This window comes from Bordetella genomosp. 13, assembly GCF_002119665.1.
GTDB lineage: Bacteria > Pseudomonadota > Gammaproteobacteria > Burkholderiales > Burkholderiaceae_B > Bordetella.
On the sequence record NZ_CP021111.1, the window covers coordinates 549,832 to 569,590 of the forward strand.

The 19,759-nt window shown below is 68.0% G+C and carries 15 protein-coding genes; 10 read left to right on the forward strand and 5 right to left on the reverse strand.

Annotated elements, in window-relative coordinates:
- The first annotated feature begins 71 nt into the window (after positions 1-71).
- From purT to CAL15_RS02550, 8 genes are all read left to right on the forward strand, one after another.
- Entirely contained in the window at positions 72-1,286 is a 1,215-nt protein-coding gene (gene purT / locus CAL15_RS02515) for a formate-dependent phosphoribosylglycinamide formyltransferase (protein WP_086077193.1), read from the forward strand.
- 219 nt (positions 1,287-1,505) lie between these two features.
- Complete coding sequence (locus CAL15_RS02520; RefSeq protein ID WP_086077194.1) at positions 1,506-2,051, forward strand: GbsR/MarR family transcriptional regulator; 546 nt, start codon at positions 1,506-1,508, stop codon at positions 2,049-2,051.
- A 123-nt stretch (positions 2,052-2,174) separates the two neighbouring features.
- On the forward strand, positions 2,175-3,746 hold the full coding sequence (locus tag CAL15_RS02525) for a cytochrome ubiquinol oxidase subunit I (RefSeq protein ID WP_086077195.1): 1,572 nt from the start codon (positions 2,175-2,177) through the stop codon (positions 3,744-3,746).
- Positions 3,747-3,757: 11 nt separating this feature from the next.
- A complete protein-coding gene (cydB, locus tag CAL15_RS02530) occupies positions 3,758-4,912 on the forward strand; it encodes a cytochrome d ubiquinol oxidase subunit II (RefSeq protein ID WP_086077196.1) in 1,155 nt (384 codons plus the stop codon).
- Positions 4,913-4,928: 16 nt separating this feature from the next.
- Positions 4,929-5,045 (forward strand): cytochrome bd-I oxidase subunit CydX, encoded by a 117-nt coding sequence (gene cydX, locus CAL15_RS02535; protein WP_086077197.1) that lies wholly within the window; start codon positions 4,929-4,931, stop codon positions 5,043-5,045.
- The gene (gene cydD / locus CAL15_RS02540; RefSeq protein WP_086077198.1) at positions 5,042-6,820 is read left to right on the forward strand and encodes a thiol reductant ABC exporter subunit CydD; all 1,779 of its coding nucleotides are present in this window, start codon (positions 5,042-5,044) and stop codon (positions 6,818-6,820) included. Before cydX ends, cydD begins: the two co-directional genes overlap by 4 nt.
- The gene (gene cydC / locus CAL15_RS02545) at positions 6,817-8,565 is read left to right on the forward strand and encodes a thiol reductant ABC exporter subunit CydC (RefSeq protein ID WP_420042531.1); all 1,749 of its coding nucleotides are present in this window, start codon (positions 6,817-6,819) and stop codon (positions 8,563-8,565) included. Before cydD ends, cydC begins: the two co-directional genes overlap by 4 nt.
- 53 nt (positions 8,566-8,618) lie before the next feature.
- Positions 8,619-9,173: an adenine phosphoribosyltransferase gene (locus CAL15_RS02550; RefSeq protein WP_086080886.1), complete on the forward strand. Its 555-nt coding sequence runs from the start codon at positions 8,619-8,621 to the stop codon at positions 9,171-9,173.
- Positions 9,174-9,183: 10 nt separating this feature from the next.
- Here CAL15_RS02550 and CAL15_RS02555 read toward each other — a convergent pair whose 3' ends face one another.
- The 4 genes from CAL15_RS02555 to CAL15_RS02570 all read right to left on the reverse strand — a co-directional run bounded on the left by CAL15_RS02555 (position 9,184) and on the right by CAL15_RS02570 (position 14,632).
- Positions 9,184-10,074, reverse strand: a complete 891-nt coding sequence (locus CAL15_RS02555; protein WP_086077199.1) for a LysR family transcriptional regulator — start codon at positions 10,072-10,074, stop codon at positions 9,184-9,186.
- 179 nt (positions 10,075-10,253) lie between these two features.
- Positions 10,254-11,762 carry a threonine ammonia-lyase, biosynthetic gene (ilvA, locus tag CAL15_RS02560; protein WP_086077200.1) on the reverse strand — a complete coding sequence of 503 codons (1,509 nt, stop codon included), beginning with the start codon at positions 11,760-11,762 and terminating at the stop codon, positions 10,254-10,256.
- A gap of 82 nt (positions 11,763-11,844) precedes the next feature.
- On the reverse strand, positions 11,845-14,145 hold the full coding sequence (locus CAL15_RS02565) for a hypothetical protein (protein WP_086077201.1): 2,301 nt from the start codon (positions 14,143-14,145) through the stop codon (positions 11,845-11,847).
- Positions 14,146-14,161: 16 nt separating this feature from the next.
- Entirely contained in the window at positions 14,162-14,632 is a 471-nt protein-coding gene (locus tag CAL15_RS02570; protein WP_157666584.1) for a type III secretion system chaperone, read from the reverse strand.
- A 104-nt stretch (positions 14,633-14,736) separates the two neighbouring features.
- Here CAL15_RS02570 and CAL15_RS02575 point away from each other — a divergent pair, with 104 nt between their 5' ends.
- Both CAL15_RS02575 and CAL15_RS02580 read left to right on the forward strand, forming a co-directional pair.
- Positions 14,737-15,309 carry a YqaA family protein gene (locus CAL15_RS02575; RefSeq protein ID WP_086077203.1) on the forward strand — a complete coding sequence of 191 codons (573 nt, stop codon included), beginning with the start codon at positions 14,737-14,739 and terminating at the stop codon, positions 15,307-15,309.
- Between the two features lie 156 nt (positions 15,310-15,465).
- Positions 15,466-19,410: a DUF3683 domain-containing protein gene (locus tag CAL15_RS02580; protein ID WP_086077204.1), complete on the forward strand. Its 3,945-nt coding sequence runs from the start codon at positions 15,466-15,468 to the stop codon at positions 19,408-19,410.
- 106 nt (positions 19,411-19,516) lie between these two features.
- Here CAL15_RS02580 and CAL15_RS24315 read toward each other — a convergent pair whose 3' ends face one another.
- Positions 19,517-19,726 (reverse strand): hypothetical protein, encoded by a 210-nt coding sequence (locus CAL15_RS24315; RefSeq protein ID WP_157666585.1) that lies wholly within the window; start codon positions 19,724-19,726, stop codon positions 19,517-19,519.
- Between the last annotated feature and the right edge of the window lie 33 nt (positions 19,727-19,759).

Below are 19,759 nucleotides of genomic sequence, written 5' to 3' on the forward strand. Positions count from 1 at the left end.
CCCGGCGTCCGCCTCCGGGGCGCCGCCCATGGCGCCAGGCATGCCGTTTTCATCTACTCCCAGGCTCTTCCATGTCTTCCTTTCCCGCTCCCGTCCTCGGTACCCCGCTTTCGCCGTCCGCCACCCGCGTCATGCTGCTCGGCGCGGGCGAGTTGGGCAAGGAAGTGGTCATTGCCCTGCAGCGGCTGGGAGTCGAGGTCATCGCCGTCGACCGCTATGCCGACGCGCCGGGCCAGCAGGTCGCGCATCGCGCGCACGTGGTGTCGATGACGGACCCGCAGGCCCTGCGCCAGGTCATCGAGGCCGAACGGCCGCACGTCATCGTGCCCGAGATCGAGGCCATCGCGACCGATCTCCTGGTCGAGCTCGAGGCCGCCGGCGACGTGCGCGTCACGCCCACCGCCCGCGCGGCGCGCCTCACCATGAACCGCGAGGGCATCCGCCGCCTGGCCGCCGAAACGCTCGGCCTGCCCACCTCGCCCTATCGCTTCGTCGACAGCGAGGCCGAACTGCGCAGCGCCATCGACGACGGCATCGGCTATCCGTGCGTCATCAAACCCGTCATGTCCTCGTCGGGCAAGGGGCAGTCCGTCATCCGCGGCGCGGACGACGTGGCCCAGGCCTGGCGCTACGCGCAAGAGGGCGGCCGGGTAGGCGGCGGACGCGCCATCGTCGAGGGCTTCATCAACTTCGAATACGAGATCACGCTGCTCACCGTGCGGGCCCGCGGCGCCGGCGGCGAAATCGAAACCCGCTTCTGCGAGCCCATCGGCCACAAGCAGGTCGACGGCGACTATGTCGAAAGCTGGCAGCCGCATCCCATGTCGCCCGCCGCGCTCGCGCGGGCGCGCGACGTCGCACTGGCGGTCACGTCCGACCTGGGCGGTCTGGGCATCTTCGGCGTCGAGCTCTTCGTGGCGGGCGACGAGGTCTGGTTCTCGGAAGTCAGCCCGCGTCCGCACGACACCGGCATGGTCACCATGATCACGCAGGCACAGAACGAGTTCGAACTGCATGCGCGCGCGCTGCTGGGCCTGCCTGTCGATACGGCGCTGCTGCGGCCGGGCGCCAGCAGCGTCATCTATGGCGGCGTGGACGGGCGCGGCGTGTCGTTCCATGGCGTGGCGCAGGCGCTGGCCGAGCCGGGTACGGACGTGCGCCTGTTCGGCAAGCCGGAATCGTTCGCCAAGCGCCGCATGGGCGTCGGCCTGGCCACCGCGCTGGACGTGAACCAGGCCCGCGCCAAGGCGCGTCGCGTGTCGTCCGCCGTCTCGGTGCAGACCTGAGCTTTCCGCATCCGCTTGCCGGGTAAAAGGCGGCGCCTGCGGGCGCCGCCTTTGCTTTTACGCCACAACGTCGGCTCCAAAGGATGGACACGCGTCCGGGAGAAGTCCCAAAATGCCACTACAACAAGTGGGGCCTTTGTCGGTGCGATTTGCTTTTGATTTCGTAAGGTTCGATAATTTCAGAAATTACTGAATCCAACGTAACAAAAATAAACCCACATGTCTCTCACTCCCCAGACCGAACGCTTCATTCTTCACTTCGGCGAAATGGGAAGCCGTTGGGGCGTCAATCGCACGGTCGGGCAGATCTATGCCCTGCTGTTCCTGTCCGCCGATCCCCTGCATGCCGACGACATCGCCGAAACCCTGGGGTTTTCGCGCTCGAACGTCAGCATGGGCCTGAAAGAGCTGCAATCGTGGCGCCTGGTGAAGCTGGTGCACCAGGTGGGCGACCGGCGCGACTACTTCGAGACGCCCAAGGACGTGTGGGAGATCTTCCGCATCCTGATGGAAGAGAAGCGCAAGCGCGAGATCGATCCCACGCTCACGCTGCTGCGCGACACGCTGCTGGCCGAACCCAAGGACGAGACCGAGGCCTACGCGCAGCAGCGCATGCACCAGATGCTCGAACTCATCGAACTGTCCACCGGCTGGTTCGATGAGATACAGCGCCTGCCTCCCGAGACTCTGCAAAGCCTGATGAAGCTGGGGTCCAGGGTGCAGCGGGTGCTGGGCTTCGCCGGTAAGCTGCGCGGCCGGGAATGAGGCCCGGCGCGCCCGTAGGAAGTAGAACCATGAAGATGCGCCTTTGTTCCGTATCGTGGCCCGGGAGGCTGCCCAGGCAGGCCCCTGGGCAGGCTGTCCACCTGAACCGTCCCGGAGCATGACATGATCGATCTCGACGTCGTAAACCTGTCGCGGATCCAGTTCGCCGCGACCGTGCTCTATCACTTCATTTTCGTGCCGCTCACGCTGGGCCTGTCGTTCCTGCTGGCCATCATGGAAAGCGTCTACGTCATGACGGGGCGCCAGATATGGCGGCGCATGACCATGTTCTGGGGCACGCTGTTCGGCATCAACTTCGCCCTGGGCGTGGCCACCGGCGTGGTCATGGAATTCCAGTTCGGCATGAACTGGTCGTACTACAGCCACTACGTGGGCGACATCTTCGGCGCGCCGCTGGCGCTCGAAGGGCTGATGGCCTTCTTCCTCGAAGCCACGTTCGTGGGCCTGTTCTTCTTCGGCTGGAACCGCATGTCGAAGGTCGCCCACCTGGTGGTGACCTGGCTGGTCGCGTTCGGCACCAACTTCTCGGCGCTGTGGATCCTGATCGCCAACGGCTGGATGCAGAACCCGGTGGGCGCGGTGTTCAACCCCGACACCATGCGCATGGAGATGACCGACTTCGCCGCGGTCGTGTTCAACCCCGTGGCGCAGGCCAAGTTCGTGCATACGGTCAGCGCGGGGTACGTGGCGGGCGCCATGTTCGTCATGTCCATCAGCGCGTGGTACCTGCTGAAGGGTCGCCACATCGACCTGGCCAAGCGCTCGATGGCGGTGGCAGCCAGTTTCGGCCTGGCGGCGTCGCTGTCGGTGGTGGTGCTGGGCGATGAAAGCGGCTACCTGACCACCGAACACCAGAAGATGAAGATCGCCGCGATGGAAGCCATGTGGCACACCGAACCGGCGCCGGCCAGCTTCAATCTGTTCGCCATTCCCAACCAGGAAGAGCGCCGCAACGATTTCGCCATCGAGATCCCATACGTCATGGGCATCATCGGCACACGCTCGCTGACCACGCCCATGCTCGGCATCGAAGACCTGGTGGCGCGCGCCGAAGTGCGCATCCGCGCGGGCATCGTGGCCTATGAGGCGCTGCAGCGCATCCGCGCCAATCCGAAGGACATGGACGCGCGCCTGACTTTCGACAAGACCTGGCCCGACCTGGGCTACGGCCTGCTGGTCAAGCGCTACTCCGACGACCTGTCCCAGGCCACCGAGGCCCAGATCAAGCAGGCGGCGCTGGATACGGTACCGACGGTGTGGCCGCTGTTCATCACGTTCCGCATCATGGTCGCGGTGGGCATGTATCTGATCCTGTTCTTCGGCGTGGCCTTCTGGCTGGCCTCGCGCGGCAGGCTGGACGCCCGCCCGGGCCTGTTGAAGATCGCCGTCTGGAGCCTGCCGCTGCCTTGGATCGCGATCGAGTGCGGCTGGTTCGTGGCCGAATACGGTCGCCAGCCGTGGGTCATCGAGGGCGTGCTGCCGACGTTCTATGCGGCCTCGGGACTGACGATCACCGACCTGGTCATCACCCTGACGGGCTACCTGGTGCTGTACACGATCCTGCTGATCATCGGCGTGAAAGTGATGGTGCACGCCATCAAGGCGGGGCCCAAGCCGGAAGGCAAGCCCGCGCACAGCGCTGCCGATCCCATCCACGCGGCGATTGAAGCCTGAACGGACCCGACATGGACTCTCTCATTCCTCTCGACTATCCCACCCTGCGCGTCGTGTGGTGGGCCCTGCTGGGCGCGCTGCTGATCGGCTTCGCCGTGATGGACGGCTTCGACCTGGGCGCCGCGGCGCTGCTGCCGCTGGTGGCCAGGACCGATGCCGAACGGCGCGTCGTGATCAACGTCGTCGGCCCCGTGTGGGAAGGCAACCAGGTGTGGCTCATCACGGCGGGCGGCGCCATCTTCGCGGCCTGGCCGCTGCTGTACGCCGCGTCCTTCTCGGGCTTCTATCTGGCGATGATGCTGGTGCTGGTCGCATTGATATTGCGTCCGGTGGCCTTCAAGTACCGCAGCAAGTTCGAGGCCGCTCGCTGGCGCAGCCGCTGGGACGCGGTGCTGTGCTTCTGCGGCGTGGTGGCCTCGCTGGTGTTCGGCGTGGCCATGGGCAACATCATCCTGGGCGTGCCGCATGGCTTCGACCAGGGCTCGATGCGGCCGCTGTACGAAGGGCACTTCTATCAGCTGTTCACGCCCTTCGCGCTGCTGGCCGGCGTGCTCAGCGTGGCGATGCTGGCCATGCATGGCGCCGTGCTGCTGGCATGGCGCACCGATGGCGCGGTTGCCCAGCGCGCGCGCAACTGGGGCCGCCTGGCGGCGCTGGTGACCGCCGGGCTGTTCGTGGGCGGCGGCTTCTGGGTCGCATACGGCATTGATGGCCACGTCATCACCAGCCAGATAGACATGGCCGCGCCCTCCAACCCCATGCTCAAGACGGTCGACGTCGTGCAGGGCGCATGGATGGGCAACTTCGAGAAGTGGCCGCTGATGTGGATCGGGCCGGTGCTGGGCGTGGCGGGCGCGCTGCTGACGCTGGCGCTGCTGGGCGTGCGGTCCGGCTGGGGCAGCTTCCTGGCCTCGTCGGCGTCGATCACCGGCATCATTCTCACGGTGGGCTTCGCGCTGTTCCCGTTCATCATGCCTTCGTCCACCCAGCCGGGCGCGGGCCTGACGGTGTGGGACAGCTCGTCCAGCCCGATGACGCTGTGGATCATGGTGCTGGCGGTCGCGTTCTTCCTGCCCATCGTCACGCTGTATACCGCCTGGGTGTACCGCGTCATGCGCGGCACCGTCACCCACGAATCGGTGGGCGAGTCGCCCAATTCCTACTGATCAGGAGCCTTCGGCCATGTGGTACTTCTCTTGGATTCTGGGCCTGAGCCTGGCTTGCGCGTTCGGCATCCTGAACGCAATGTGGTTTGAACTGCGCGAAGGCCGCGGGCACGATCCGCTAGAGGAAAAGTGAGCGGCGCGCCAGGCATCGAGCACGATCCCTCCGCCGCACTGGGCCGGCCCACGCGAGCGCAGACGCGCTGGCTGGCCGGGCGGGCCCGCGCCGCCCGCATGCCGCTGGCGGTGGCCGCGGCGGCGCCGCTGGTGGGCGGTGCGCTGCTGGTGGTGCAGGCGTGGCTGCTGGCGCGTGTACTCGACGCGGCGATCATCCAGGACGCGGCGCGTGGCGAGCTGATCGGCCCGCTCGCCGCCATTGCCGCACTGATCCTGTTGCGGGCCGGCCTGGCGTGGGCGGGCGAACGCGCCGGCGCGCTCGCCGCCGAGCGCATCAAGCGCCAGGTGCGGCAGGCCCTGTTCGGGCGGCTGCTGCAGGCCGGCCCGCAGTGGACCCGGCGGCGCGCCTCCGGCGAGCTGGCCAGCGCGGTGGTCGAGCAGGTGGAGGCGCTGGACGGCTTCTTTTCGCGGTACCTGCCTGCCATGGGCGCGGCCGCGGTGCTGCCCGTGGCGTTCGCCGTGGTGCTGCTGCCGGTGGACATCGTGTCCGGACTGCTGCTGCTGGTCACCGCGCCGCTGATTCCCTTGTTCATGGCGCTGGTGGGGTGGGGAGCCGAGGCGGCCAGCCGCCGCCATTTGCGCGCCTTCGCGCGCCTGTCCGGTTTCTTCGCCGACCGGCTGCGCGGCCTGTCCACGCTGAAGCTGTACGGCCGCGCCGAGGCCGAGGCGCGGGCCGTCGCCGATGCCAGCGCGGCGCTGCGCGAACGGACCATGGCGGTGCTGCGCGTGGCGTTCCTGTCCTCCGCCGTGCTCGAGTTCTTCGCCGCGCTGGGCGTGGCGGGCGTGGCCGTGTACATCGGGCTTACGTACCTGGGCTTCATCGACATACGCAGCCAGGCGCTGACGCTGCAGGCCGGCTTCTTCTGCCTGTTGATGGCGCCCGAGGTGTATGCGCCGCTGCGCCTGTTCGCCGCGCACTATCACGACCGCGCGGCGGCCCGGGCAGCGGTCACGCAGATCGAGCAGGCATTCGAAGGCCTGCCGGGCGACGCGGCGGCTGACGATGGCGCGCCGGGCAGCCCGGCCGCCGGCGCGTCCGCGCACGCGCTGGCGATTGCGGCCGGCGGCGGGGCCCGGGTCCGCGCGCGGGACTTGCTGGTGATGGCGCCGGGCCGCGCGCAGCCCATCCTGCGAGGACTCGATCTGTCGCTCGCCCCCGGCGAGCACGTCGCCCTGATGGGCGCGAGCGGAGCGGGCAAGAGCACCCTGCTGGAAGCCCTGTGCCGCCTGCGCGACGGCGCGGACTCCATCGCCTTGGACGACGTGGCGCTGCCGCGCTGGGACGAGGCCGCGTTGCGCGGCCGGGTGGCGTTGATCGGGCAGAAGCCATATCTGTACGAGGGCTCGATCGCCGACAACATCCGCCTGGCGCGCCCCGACGCCGGCGACGCGGAAGTGGCCGAGGCCGCGCGCCGGGCGTGCGTGCTCGAGTTCACGCAATCCATGCCGCATGGGCTGCAGACGCGCCTGGCCAGCCGCGGTCGGGGCCTGTCCGGCGGGCAGGCGCAACGCGTGGCGCTCGCCCGGCTGTTCCTGCGCGATCCCGGCCTGATCCTGCTGGACGAACCGACGTCGCACCTGGACGCCGAGACGCAGGCGCGCGTACTGGATGCCCTGCTGGCATTCGCGCGCGGCCGCACCATGCTGCTGGCCACGCATTCCGAGACGGTGGCGCGCCGCCTGCCGCGGCGCGTGTTCCTGCACGCCGGCAGGTTGGTGGAGGTATCGGCATGACGCGGCCATCCCGCGACGATCCGATGCCGCGCCGCTCGCGGCTGCGCACGCTGTACCTGCATCGCTGGCGCGGCTTGCTGGCCGCGCTGGTGCTGTCCGTGGTCACCGTTGCAGCGGGCACCGGCCTGCTGGGCGTGTCGGGCTGGTTCCTTACCAGCGCCGCGCTGGCCGGGGCGGGATCCGTCTTCAATCTGTTCGTGCCTTCCGCGCTGGTACGCGCCTTCTCCTTCATACGCATCGGCGCCCGCTATGCCGAACGGGTGGTGGGTCATTCGGCCACACTGCGCCTGCTGGCGGACCTGCGCGGCACGGTGTTCCGCTCGCTTATGCAACTGTCGCCCCGCCAATTGGCGCGCTATCGCGGCGGCGATCTCGTCGCGCGCCTGACCGGCGACGTAGACGCGCTGGACACGGTATTTCTCTTCGTTGCGGCGCCGGTGGCCACGGCACTGCTGGCGGGCGCGGTGCTGGCGCTGGTCGTCGGGTGGTGGCTGCCCGCGGCGGGCCTGGCCGTGGCGCTGGCGCTGCTCACGGTGTGCGTGCTGGTGCCGCTGCTGCTGGTGCGCGCCTCGCGTCGCCCCGGCGCGGCCCTGCAGGAAAGCGCAGCGGGCTTGCGTTCCGCCGTGCTGGACGCGGTGGAGGGCCATGCGGACATCCTGGCCATGCATGCCTCGGCGCCGGCGCAGCAGCGTTTCGACCAGCTGTGCGGGCATGCCGCGCGGGCCAGGCAAGGGCAGGCGCGCATCGCGGCCGCCGGCCAGTGGCTGCTGCAGGCCGCGGCCGGCGCGGCCATGATGGCCGTGTTGTGGGTGGGCCTGGCTGGCCTGCCCGAAGGCCGCGTCTCGGGTCCGTTGCTGGCGGGGTTGGTGCTGGCCACCATAGGCATTTTCGAAGTGGCCGGCCCGGTGATGCGCGGCGTATCCAAGCTGGGCGCCGCTCAGGCCGCCGCCGCCCGCATCCGCGACATCATCGCCGCCGAGCCCGACCTGGCCGACCCGTCCCAGCCGCTGCCGCTGCCCGCCTCGGGCCGGCTGCGGGCGCGCGGAGTGCGCTACGCGTACCCCGAGGCCGCGCCTGGCGCATGGGTGCTGGACGGCGTCGACCTGGACGTCGCGCCGGGCGAGCGCGTGGCCATCGAAGGCGCGAGCGGGTCGGGCAAGTCCACGCTGCTGCACCTGTTGCTGCGCCTGGACGATCCGCAGGCCGGGCAGGTGACGTACGGCGGCTGTGACGTGCGCCTGTGCACGCAACAGGCGCTGCACGAACGCATCATCCTGTTGTCGCAGGATGCCCCGGTGTTCCTGGGCACGGTGCGCACCAATCTGCTCATCGGCAACCCCGACGCCGACGATGCGGCGCTGTGGAATGCACTGGCGGCGGCGCGCCTGGACGGTTTCGTGCGGGAGCTGCCGCAGGGCCTGGACACGTGGGTGGGCGAGACGGGAGCCGGACTGTCGGCGGGACAGGCGCGGCGGCTATGCCTGGCACGCGCCGTGCTGTCGCGCGCGGCGGTGCTGCTGCTGGACGAGCCTACCGCCGGACTGGATGCGGCCACCGAGGCGGATTTCCTGCGCGACCTGGAGTACGCCGTACAGGGCCGCACCGTGGTGCTGGCCACGCATGCCGCGCTGCCCGAAGGAGCGGTGGATCGGCGCCTGCGGCTGCATGCCGGACGGCTGGAGACGGCGTCCGCGTCGCCGCGCTCGGTGGAGGCGGCTCCCGCCGCCGCGTCCGCATTGGCTTGAGCAGGCCGCGCGGTTATAGTGCGGCTTGCTTTGCCATTCCGGGGATGTACACCATGCAGACTGATTACGCCGAAGTCGTCCGGCGCACGATACGCAGCGTTCCCGATTGGCCCTCGCCCGGCATCACGTTTCGGGACATCACGCCGGTGCTGCAGGATCCGCGCACCTTCCGCGCGCTGGTCGACCTGTTCGTCTATCGCTACATGCGCCAGCGCCTCGACCTGGTGGCCGGCGTGGACGCACGCGGCTTCATCCTGGGCAGCGTGCTGGCCTACGAACTGAACCTGGGCTTCGTGCCCGTGCGCAAGAAGGGCAAGCTGCCCTATCGCACGGTGGCCGAGGAATACTCGCTCGAATACGGCAATGCCACGGTCGAGATGCATACCGACGCGGTGCGCACCGGCCAGCGCGTGCTGTTGGTCGACGACCTCATCGCCACGGGCGGCACCATGATGGCCGCCATCAAGCTGCTGCAGCGGCTGGGCGCCAATGTGGTCGAGGCGGCCGCGGTCATAGACCTGCCCGCGCTGGGCGGGTCGGCGCATATCGCGTCGACCGGCACGCCGCTCTACACGGTCTGTCAATTCGGGCCCGACGACGCTGACTGAGGCGCCCGGCTCAGGCCTCGTTCAAGCGGGGCTGGATGAAGTCCAGGAACGCGCGCGTCTTGGCCGGCACCATGCGCGACGGCAGCAGCGCGAACAGCGGCAGCGGCGTCAGGGCCCAGTCGGGCAGCACCCGCACCAGGCCCGTCTGCAGGATGGCGTGCTCCATGGCCTCGAACACCAGCAGCGGGGTGATGCCCAGCCCCTGGCCGGCCAGCCTGCCCAGCATGCCGACGTTGTTGGCCGCCAGCCGGCCCGACACCTGCACCCGCTCCACCTTCTCGCCCGAGTGCAGCACCCAGTAGGACATCACGTCCGTCATGGCGGGCCGCAGGCACTCGTGGTGGCTCAGGTCGGAAGGCGTGCGCGGTTCGCCGTAACGCTCCAGATAAGCCGGCGACGCGTACAGGTGCTGGCTCATCAGCACGATCTGCCGCGCGATCAGGCTCGAGTCCGGCTGCTGGCCGAAGCGCAGCACCAGGTCGTAGGGATTGCTGATAGGGTCGATGGGCCGCATGCTCAGGTCGAAGTCGCATTCGATGTCGGGGTACTGGGCGCGGAACTCGCGGATCACCACCGGCAGGAACAGCTGCGCCAGGCTGGTCGGCATCGAGATGCGCAGCCGGCCCTTGGGCTGCGCGGCCATGTCGAGCAATTGCTCGTGCGCCACGCGGGCTTCCTCGACGATGTGCCGGCATCGTTCGAAGTACACCGCGCCAGCTTCGGTCAGGTCGATGCGGCGGGTGCTGCGATTGAGCAGCCGCATGCCGATGCCGCGTTCCAGTTCCGTGACCCGTCGCGACAGGGTGGACGTGGGAATGCCCAGGGCTTCCGCGGCATGGCTGAAGTTCTTGCGCTTGGCGACTTCGACGAAGAGCGCAATGTCATTGAGCTGGATATCCATTGTTCTTTTGCAAGCGTGCGGGCATTGTGCCTCTTATGTTTGCAATGGATGTTATCCCAGTTCATATTTCCATTTATGGAATGAACCTGGCGAAAGCGAGGGTTTTTACTGACAGGAAGCCGATCGCGCCAATTCTGTTGTCTATCGGCAACCTGGGGCGTGACCCGCAGGTGTGCGGACTACAGGAACAGCTTGTAGGCCGGATTGTCGGTCTCGTTCCAGTGGGGATAGCCCAGCTCGGTGACGAAGGCCTTGAACTGCTTCTTGTCGGCGGGCGGCACCTGAATGCCGATCAGGATGCGGCCGTAGTCGGCGCCCTGGTTGCGGTAGTGGAACAGGCTGATGTTCCAGTCCGGCTTCATGGCGTTGAGAAAGCGCATCAGCGCGCCGGGCCGCTCGGGAAATTCGAAGCGGTACAGCAGTTCGTTGTGCGCCAGCACCGACCGGCCGCCCACCATGTGGCGCAGGTGCGTCTTCGCCATCTCGTCGTGGGTCAGGTCCAGCGTGTCGAAGCCGTTGCGGCGGAAATGCGTGGCGATCTTGGCCGGCTCGGACGGCGACGACACCTGCAGGCCGACGAACACGTGCGCACGGTCGGCATCGGATATGCGGTAGTTGAACTCGGTGACGCTGCGGTCGCCGACCAGTTCGCAGAAGCGGCGGAAGCTGCCGCGCTGCTCGGGCATGGTCACGGCGAACACGGCCTCGCGCATCTCGCCGACCTCGGCGCGCTCGGACACGAAGCGCAGCCGGTCGAAATTCATGTTGGCGCCGCAGGCCACGGCAACCAGGGTCTTGCCCTTGAGCTTGTGCTCGGCCGCGTACTGCTTCGCGCCGGCCACCGCCATTGCGCCGGCGGGTTCCAGCACGCTGCGCGTGTCCTGGAAGACGTCCTTGATGGCGGCGCAAATGGCGTCGGTGTTCACGACCACGAAGTCGTCCACGTACTTGCGCGTCAGGCGGAAGGTCTCGGCGCCCACCAGCTTGACCGCCGTGCCATCCGAGAACAGGCCGACGTCGTTCAGCTGCACGCGGCGCCCGGCGCGCACGCTGCGCACCATGGCGTCGGAGTCCTCGGTCTGCACGCCGATGATCTTGATCTCGGGCCGCAGCTGCTTCACGTAGGCGGCCACGCCGGCGATCAGGCCGCCGCCGCCGATCGCCACGAAGATCGCGTCGATGGGGCCGGGATGCTGGCGCAGGATTTCCATGCCCACCGTGCCCTGGCCCGCGATCACGTCCGGATCGTCGAAGGGATGCACGAAGGTGAGCTTCTCGGTCTTCTCCAGTTTCTGCGCATGCTGGTAGGCATCCGTGAAGCTCTCGCCTGCCAGCACCACCTCGCCGCCCAGGCGGCGCACCGCCTCGATCTTCACCAGCGGGCTGGTGGTGGGCATGACGATGACGGCGCGGCAGCCCAGCCGGCTGGCGGCAAGCGCCACGCCCTGCGCGTGATTGCCCGCGGACGCGGCGATGACGCCGCGATTGAGCGCCGCCGCGGGCAGGTTGGCCATCTTGTTGTATGCCCCGCGCAGCTTGAAGCTGAATACCGCCTGCGTGTCCTCTCGCTTGAGCATCACCGTGTTCGAAATTCGCTGCGACAGCAGGGTAGCGGTTTCGAGGGGGGATTCGACGGCGACGTCGTAGACCTTGGAGGTCAGGATGCGTTTGAGGTAGTCGGTGGACATGAAAGGGATGCAAGCGGAGAGCGTGAGCCGACGCGGCGCGCCGGCCGGCTCACGAGAGTACCACAGCCCCCGGTGGGGGCTTTCAGCTGGAGAACACCACGTGCGAGCCGGTCAGGTGCGTGGTCGGCGGCTCGCCCGAGTTGCCGGGCGGCCGGATGGTGAACGTCAGCTCGTTCATCATCACGTTGTCGTAGTCCACCTCGCTGACCGGTTCGCCCGGCGTGTGTTCGACGGCGATCAGCCGGCCGGTGTGCGTGCCGCGCACCGTCCAGCTGCCGTCGGGATTGGACGTGGCTTCGAACATGTTCTTGCCGCGCGCGAACAGCGGGATCGCGTCGCCGAACGCGGCCCCCTGGCACGAGGTGGTGAACGCGTTCATGCTGACCTGGCTCATGCAGCGGCTCACCGCCAGCGCCATCGCGTCGCCTTGCTCGCCCTGTGGGAAGTGGGCGCGGAACTGCTGCATCGCGTTCGCGCCTTCGCCCGGCTTGGACAGGGTGTGGCCGTCCACCACGAAGGTCGCGCGGCCCAGGTCCACCTCCATCGTCTTGCTCATCCACGGCTGCGTGCCGACGCCGTCGCGCAGCGTCCACTGCACCAGTTCGTCGCGCTGTTCGTCGATCAGATGATCGGGCCTGAAGTCGCGCGCGACCAGCGAGCCGATGCGCGCACCCGTGACCACGCCGCGGTTGTCCAGTGAATCGGATCCGGGGCCGGGCAGCACGGCGCGCGTCAGGTCGGGCGGCATGTCGGCCAACGGCGCGTCGCCGGCCATGATGTCCTTCGATATGTCGCGGCTCTGTTCGACGCTGTGCCCCGCGCGCTGCGCCAGGGCCTCGACCAGCGGCATGTAGACCAGCGGGTACTGCGCCGCGGTGCGCATCTCGGGCGAGGCGCGCATGGCCTGGCCGAACTGCTGGCCGGCCTCGCCGCGCAGGTCCTCCAGCATGTCGGTGGCCTGCTCCGGCGAGAGGCCATGCACCGCCAACGCCGCCATCTGGTCCATCAGGATGGTGGTGAAGTCGCCGCCCGACAGGCTGACGTCTTCGCCCATCGCGTGCCCGTGCTGCTTCATGGCCGTCAGGCCGTTCTCGAAGCTTTGCAGCGCGCGCTCGAGGCCGTCCAGGCCGGCGCCCGGACGGCCGGTGCGCAGTCCATCGGCTATCGATGCGAGCGCGCCGCCCATCACGGCGGCCGCGTCCTCGTAAGCCCGGACCTGCACGGGGTCCAGCCGGCGCGTCTGCGCGATCTCGCGCAGCTGGGCCTTGCCCGCATCGCCCAGCGTAGTGGACTCGTCGATCATCTTCAGCGCCTGGAAGTGCTCGCCGACGGCTTGGCGCACCTGTTCTTCCAGCCGCGGTTCCAGCGCCCGGAGGATGGAGTTGGCATCCGGGGCGCAGCCGAACTTCTCGGGCATTCCCTTCACTTGATAACTGAGGCCCTCGACCATGTTGCGCGAGATGGACTTGAGCGCGCCGTCGGGCAGCGCGTCCATGCCCATTTCGCGCGCGGTGTCCGCGGCGATCTGGCGCAACATGGATTCTGGGTTGCTGCGGTCCAGCAGGGTTGCCGCATGTTCGGTGACCACGAACTCGCGCGCCAGGTCGATCATCGTGGCGGCGGTGCGGCCGTGGCCGATCGCGCGATCCAGCAGTTCATCCAGCTTGCCGGGCGTCATGCCCGGCGCCGACAGCAGCTCCTGGTAGAGGTCGAGCGCCTGGTTGGCCACCTGCGCGATCTGCGCGTTGCCCAATGCGCCCTGCGAGTGGTCGGGCAGTTCCGCGCAGCCTTTCATGACAAGCTGGGACAGGAACCGCGATGCGCCGCCGTCGCCCATCGCGGCCTGCCAGGTGGACTGGTCCTTCAGCGGCAGGTTGCGTTCCAGGAACAGGCCCATCATGTCGGTCTCGCCGCGCGCGCGCGCGCCGGTGACCCCGTTTTCCAGGAACCGCATGATGTGCACGTTGTTCATCGCGCGATTGCTGGCCTGCTGGCGCTCGATGCTTTGCATGGCGGTGGAGACGGTGCGGGCGGTAAGCGGCTTGCCGTCGGCGACGTCGATGTCGCGCGCGACCATGTTGCCGATGTTCTCGCCGTAGGCGTGCTTCACGTCGTTCAGGAAGCCCGCCAGGATCTGGCGATTGCTGGCCTCGTACTGCTGCAGCCGTACAGGGTAGGCATCGCACTCGGCGCGCGCCTGGCGCAGCGAACCCATCTGCCCCAGCAGCGGCACGTTCGACAGCGCGGCCTTGAAGCGCGTCCAGGCGCTGGGCGGATCGAGCGGTTCGCGGGCGACGACGGAGTTTCCCTGCCCTTGCGCCAGTGCGTGGTCGGGATTGACGCCCTGGTTGTGGATCAGATTGTTGAAGGCGGTAATCGTCATGGCGGTCTCCGGTCGCTCAGGCGTAGGTGGGCGGGCCGGAAGGCGCCGGATGGGGCAGGTCTGAGCCGGGCTCGGAGGTGGCCGCGTCGGCGATGCGCCGTCGCCATCGTTCGGCCTGGTTCATGAAGTTCTCGACCGCGGCCTCGAAACCCGGACCGTCCAGTTCGGACACGCCGTGGCCATACGTGAGGATGACGCCGCCGGTGCCTTCTTCCAGCCCCAGCGTGGCGCCCTGGGTGCGGTGCCAGTACAGGTTGGCCGCCAGCAGCTCGCGCAGCAGCGGCTCGGCGCCGCTGCGCGGCAATTCCTCCAGATAGCACGACAGCACCAGCCGGCTCTGCGTATCGTCGTACTCGATGTTCAGGATCAGGTCGCCGTCGAACACCAGCACGCAACTCTGCGTGGCCTCGTCCAGGGCCAGGGGGCCTACGGTAAGGGTGGCCCCAAGATTGGCGAGTAGTTGGCTGGCGAGGGCGCGTTTGTCCATCTGGTGGTCCTTGTTGCGTTGGCTGGCGGGCAGCATGCCCAATGCGCATGTGTGACGATTGCGGCACCAAAGTTCCAAGTCGGCGCGGCTACACTGCTTGCCATATGGAACAGACCCTCTTGAGCGCGATCCAGGCGGCGCTGGGATGGCTGGCCCTGCCCGAGGTCGGCTTGTCCGCCATCTTCGTCGTCAGCGTGGTGTCGGCCACGCTGCTGCCCCTGGGCTCCGAGCCGGCCGTCTTCGCCTACGTCAAGGTGTCACCCGACATGTTCTGGCCTGCGGTGATGGTCGGCACGGCCGGCAATACCGTCGGCGGCATCATCAGCTATTTCATGGGCAGCGGGGCGCACCGCGCCGTGGAGCGCTGGCGCGCGCACAAAGCGCGCGAGACGGTCGCCGACGGCGCTGGCGAGCCTCCAAAGACCGCGGGCGCAGGGCTGGAAGGCCGCTGGGGCGGACGCTGGCACGTACGCGCTCGCGCATGGCTCACGCGGCTGGGGCCGCCGGCATTGCTGCTGTCGTGGCTGCCAGTAATCGGAGATCCCTTATGCGCGGTGGCCGGATGGCTGCGGCTGTCGTTCTGGCCTTCCGTGGCCTACATGGCCCTGGGCAAGTTGCTGCGCTACGTGACGCTGACGGCCGGCCTGCTGTGGGCGACTTCCGGAATGCAGTTGTAGCGGCCACGCCGCTTGCGCCATCGTCCGGTAAAGACATGGCAACGTCCGGCTATGGCGGCTTTCATGTCGCTTAAAGCGCGGCGAGCCCGCGGCCCTGGGCGTCTGTTTCCAGTAATGACATAAAATGTGTTTTTAAGGGCCCTCTCTGCTGCTTCCATGAACGCCCCTCTTGCCAGCCAAGTCCTTGCGGCAACCCCCGTGTCCGCCGGCGCGCGCCTGCGCGAAATTCCCTACAACTACACGTCGTTTTCCGACCGCGAAGTGGTCGGCCGGCTGCTGGGCGACGACGCCTGGCAACTGCTGACCGACCTGCGCGGCGAGCGCCGCACCGGCCGATCGGCGCGCATGTTGTACGAAGTGCTGGGCGACATCTGGGTCGTGCGCCGCAATCCGTATCTGCAGGACGACCTGCTGGACAACCCCAAGCGCCGCAAGCTGCTGATCGAGGCCCTGCATCACCGCCTGCGCGAGATCGACAAGCGCCGCGCGCCCGGCTCGGGCGAGGGAGGCCACGATGCCAAGGTCGTCGAACTGCTGGCCCGGGGCCGCGCGGCGGTCGCCGAATTCGAGATGCAGTTCGACCAGACCGAGCAGCTGCGCCGCGACGCGCTGCGCGTGCTGGGCCGCATCACCGCGCGCCAGAACATCAAGTTCGACGGCCTGTCGCGCGTGTCGCACGTCACCGACGCCACCGACTGGCGCGTCGAATATCCCTTCGTGGTGCTGACGCCGGATCACGAGGAAGAGATCGCGCCGCTGGTGCGCGCGTGCATCGAGCTGAACCTCACCATCGTGCCGCGCGGGGGCGGCACCGGCTACACGGGCGGCGCCATTCCGCTGACGTGGAAGTCGGCCGTCATCAACACCGAGAAGTTCGATACGCTGGGTCCGGTGGAGTCCTGTATCCTGCCCGGCCTGACCGAGCCCGTGGCCGTCATCGCCACCGGCGCGGGCGTGGTCACCAAGCGAGTCTCCGAGGCGGCCGAGCATGCCGGCTTCGTCTTCGCGGTCGATCCCACGTCGGCCGAGGCCTCGTGCGTGGGCGGCAACATCGCCATGAACGCGGGCGGCAAGAAGGCCCTGCTGTGGGGCACCGCGCTGGACAACCTGGCGTGGTGGCGCATGGTCGACCCCGACGGCAACTGGCTCGAGGTCACGCGCCTGGCGCACAACATGGGCAAGATCCACGACGTGGACGTGGCGCGCTTCGAACTGAAGTGGTTCGACGGCGCCGCCAAGCCAGGCGAGAAACTGCTGCGCACCGAAACGCTGGCCATCGAAGGCCCGCGCTTTCGCAAGGTGGGCCTGGGCAAGGACGTCACCGACAAGTTCCTGGCGGGCCTGCCCGGCGTGCAGAAGGAAGGCTGCGACGGCCTGATCACGTCCGCGCGCTGGGTGCTGCATCGCATGCCCAAGTACACGCGCACGGTCTGCCTGGAATTCTTCGGCCAGGCCCGGGACGCGATTCCGTCCATTGTCGAAGTGAAGGGATACCTGGATGGCGAAGGGCGCGCGCGCGGCGCCATCCTGGCCGGCCTCGAGCATCTGGACGAGCGCTATCTGCGCGCGGTGGGCTATGCCACCAAGAGCAAGCGCGGCACGCTGCCCAAGATGCTGTTGCTGGGCGACATCGTCGGCGATGACGAGGCGGCCGTCGCCGCCGCCGCCAGCGAGGTCATCCGCCTGGCCAACACGCGCCACGGCGAAGGCTTCATCGCCGTCAGCCCCGAGGCTCGAAAGAAGTTCTGGGCCGACCGCGCCCGCACCGCCGCCATCTCGCGCCACACCAACGCCTTCAAGATCAACGAAGACGTGGTGATACCGCTGGGGCGCATGGGCGAGTACACCGACCATATCGAACGCATCAACATCGAACTGTCCACGCGCAACAAGCTGCGCCTGCTCGATGCGCTGGATGCCTACCTGGCCGAGCCGCTGCCGCTGGGCAAGGCCGAGGACGACGACGACGCCCGCATCACCAGCGCCGAGGTGCTGGCAGAACGCACGCGCCAGGCCGTCGAGGTGATCGATGGCGCGCGTCTGCGCTGGCATTGGCTGCTGCACAACCTCGACCTGCCGCTGGCGCAGATGCTGCCCGAGCTGCCGCGCCTGGGCATGGCGCACCTGCAGGGCACGCTGGCCGAACGGCTGGCGCGCCAGCCGCAGGCGCGCGTGTTCGACGTGGTGCAGGACCGCACCGTGCGCGTGTCCTGGCGCGCCGAGGTGCTGGGCGCGTTGCAGGGGCTGTTCCCCGGCAACGCGGGCAAGCCCATCCTGGACGAGCTGCGCGCCATCCATGGCCGCGTGCTGAAGAGCCGCGTGTTCGTGGCGCTGCACATGCACGCCGGCGACGGCAACGTGCACACCAACATCCCCGTCAATTCCGACGACTACGACATGCTGCGCGAGGCGCACCAGGCCGTCGAGCGCATCATGCAGATCGCGCGCGACCTGGACGGCGTGATCTCGGGAGAGCACGGCATCGGACTGACCAAGTACGAATTCCTTACCGAGGAAGAACTGGCGCCGTTCCAGGCGTACAAGCGCCGCATCGATCCCAACGGCCACTTCAACGCCGGCAAGCTGATGCCGGGCGCCGACCTGCGCCATGCATGGACGCCCAGCTTCAACCTGATGGGACACGAGTCGCTGATCATGCAGCAGAGCGACATCGGCGCCATTTCGGCCTCGGTGAAGGACTGCCTGCGCTGCGGCAAGTGCAAGCCCGTGTGCGCCACGCACGTGCCGCGCGCCAACCTGCTGTACTCGCCGCGCAACAAGATCCTGGCCACCTCGCTGCTGGTCGAGGCCTTCCTCTACGAAGAGCAGACGCGCCGCGGCGTCAGCCTGAAGCATTGGGAAGAGTTCGAGGACGTGGCCGACCACTGCACGGTCTGCCACAAGTGCTACAACCCGTGCCCGGTCGACATCGACTTCGGCGACGTGTCCATGAACATGCGCGCGCTGCTGCGCCGCATGGGCCGCAAGTCCTTCAATCCCGGCACGTCGGCCGCCATGTTCTTTCTGAACGCCAAAGACCCGGCCACCATCAACGCCACCCGCCAGGCCATGGTCGGCGTGGGCTACAAGGTGCAGCGCGCGGCCAACGAGCTGCTCAGCGGCCTGGTGCGCAAGCAGACGGCGCAGCCGCCGGCCACGGTGGGCCGCGCGCCGCTGCGCGAACAGGTGGTGCACTTCGTCAACAAAAAAATGCCGGGCGGCCTGCCCAAGCAGACCGCGCGCAAGCTGCTGGACATCGAGGACGCCAACTACGTGCCCATCATCCGCGATCCCAAGGCCACCACGGCCGAGACGGAAGCGGTGTTCTACTTCCCCGGCTGCGGCTCGGAGCGCCTGTTCTCGCAGGTGGGCCTGGCCACCCAGGCGATGCTGTGGCATGCCGGCGTGCAGACGGTGCTGCCGCCGGGCTACCTGTGCTGCGGCTATCCGCAGCGCGGCAACGGCATGACGGACAAGGCCGAGCAGATCATCACAGACAACCGCGTGCTGTTCCATCGCATGGCCAACACGCTGAACTACCTCGACATCAAGACGGTGGTGGTCAGCTGCGGCACCTGCTACGACCAGCTGGCGGGGTATGAATTCGACAAGATCTTCCCAGGCTGCCGGCTGATCGACATCCACGAGTACCTGCTCGAAAAGGGCCTGAAGCTGGATGGCGTGCAGGGCGTGCGCTACATGTACCACGACCCCTGCCACACCCCGATGAAGCTGCAGGAGCCCATGAAGACGGTGCGTTCCCTGGTGGGCGACGCCACCGTGAAGAGCGAACGCTGCTGCGGCGAGTCGGGCACGCTGGCCGTCACGCGGCCCGACATTTCCACGCAGGTGCGCTTCCGCAAGGAAGAAGAGCTGCGCAAGAACACCGGCGGCCTGCGCGCCGATGGCTTCGACGGCGAGATCAAGGTGCTGACCTCGTGCCCGTCGTGCCTGCAGGGCCTGTCGCGCTACCAGGGCGATACGGGCGCCGACGCGGACTACATCGTGGTCGAGATGGCGCGCCACATGCTGGGCGCCACCTGGATGGAAGACTACGTGAAGCGCGCGAACGAGGGCGGCATCGAGAGGGTGCTGGTGTAGGACGTCAGAGTGAGAGGCATCTTGCTCTGCGTGAAAAAGCCGCCCCAGGGCGGCTTTTTAGCTTCCTTCGCGGCACCATGCCGGTCAGTCGCTGCACCGCTTCGGATCAGCTCTTGATGCCCGGTGGCAGAGCGAAGGCGTTGTAATTGGCGCTCGGGCTGGTTGGCTGCAGTTGATAGCGGTCCGGTTGGACGGCGCCCGCACGGACGAGTCTATCGAAATTCTCCGAGACTTCAGCTAGCCGCTGTCGCTCTTCCGGGCTGCGGGTGCGCAATTCCTTGAGCATCACTGCGGTCGCAAGTTCGCTTAGAGCCATGGTTATCCTCAAATTTTCCGATGGTGAAGGAAA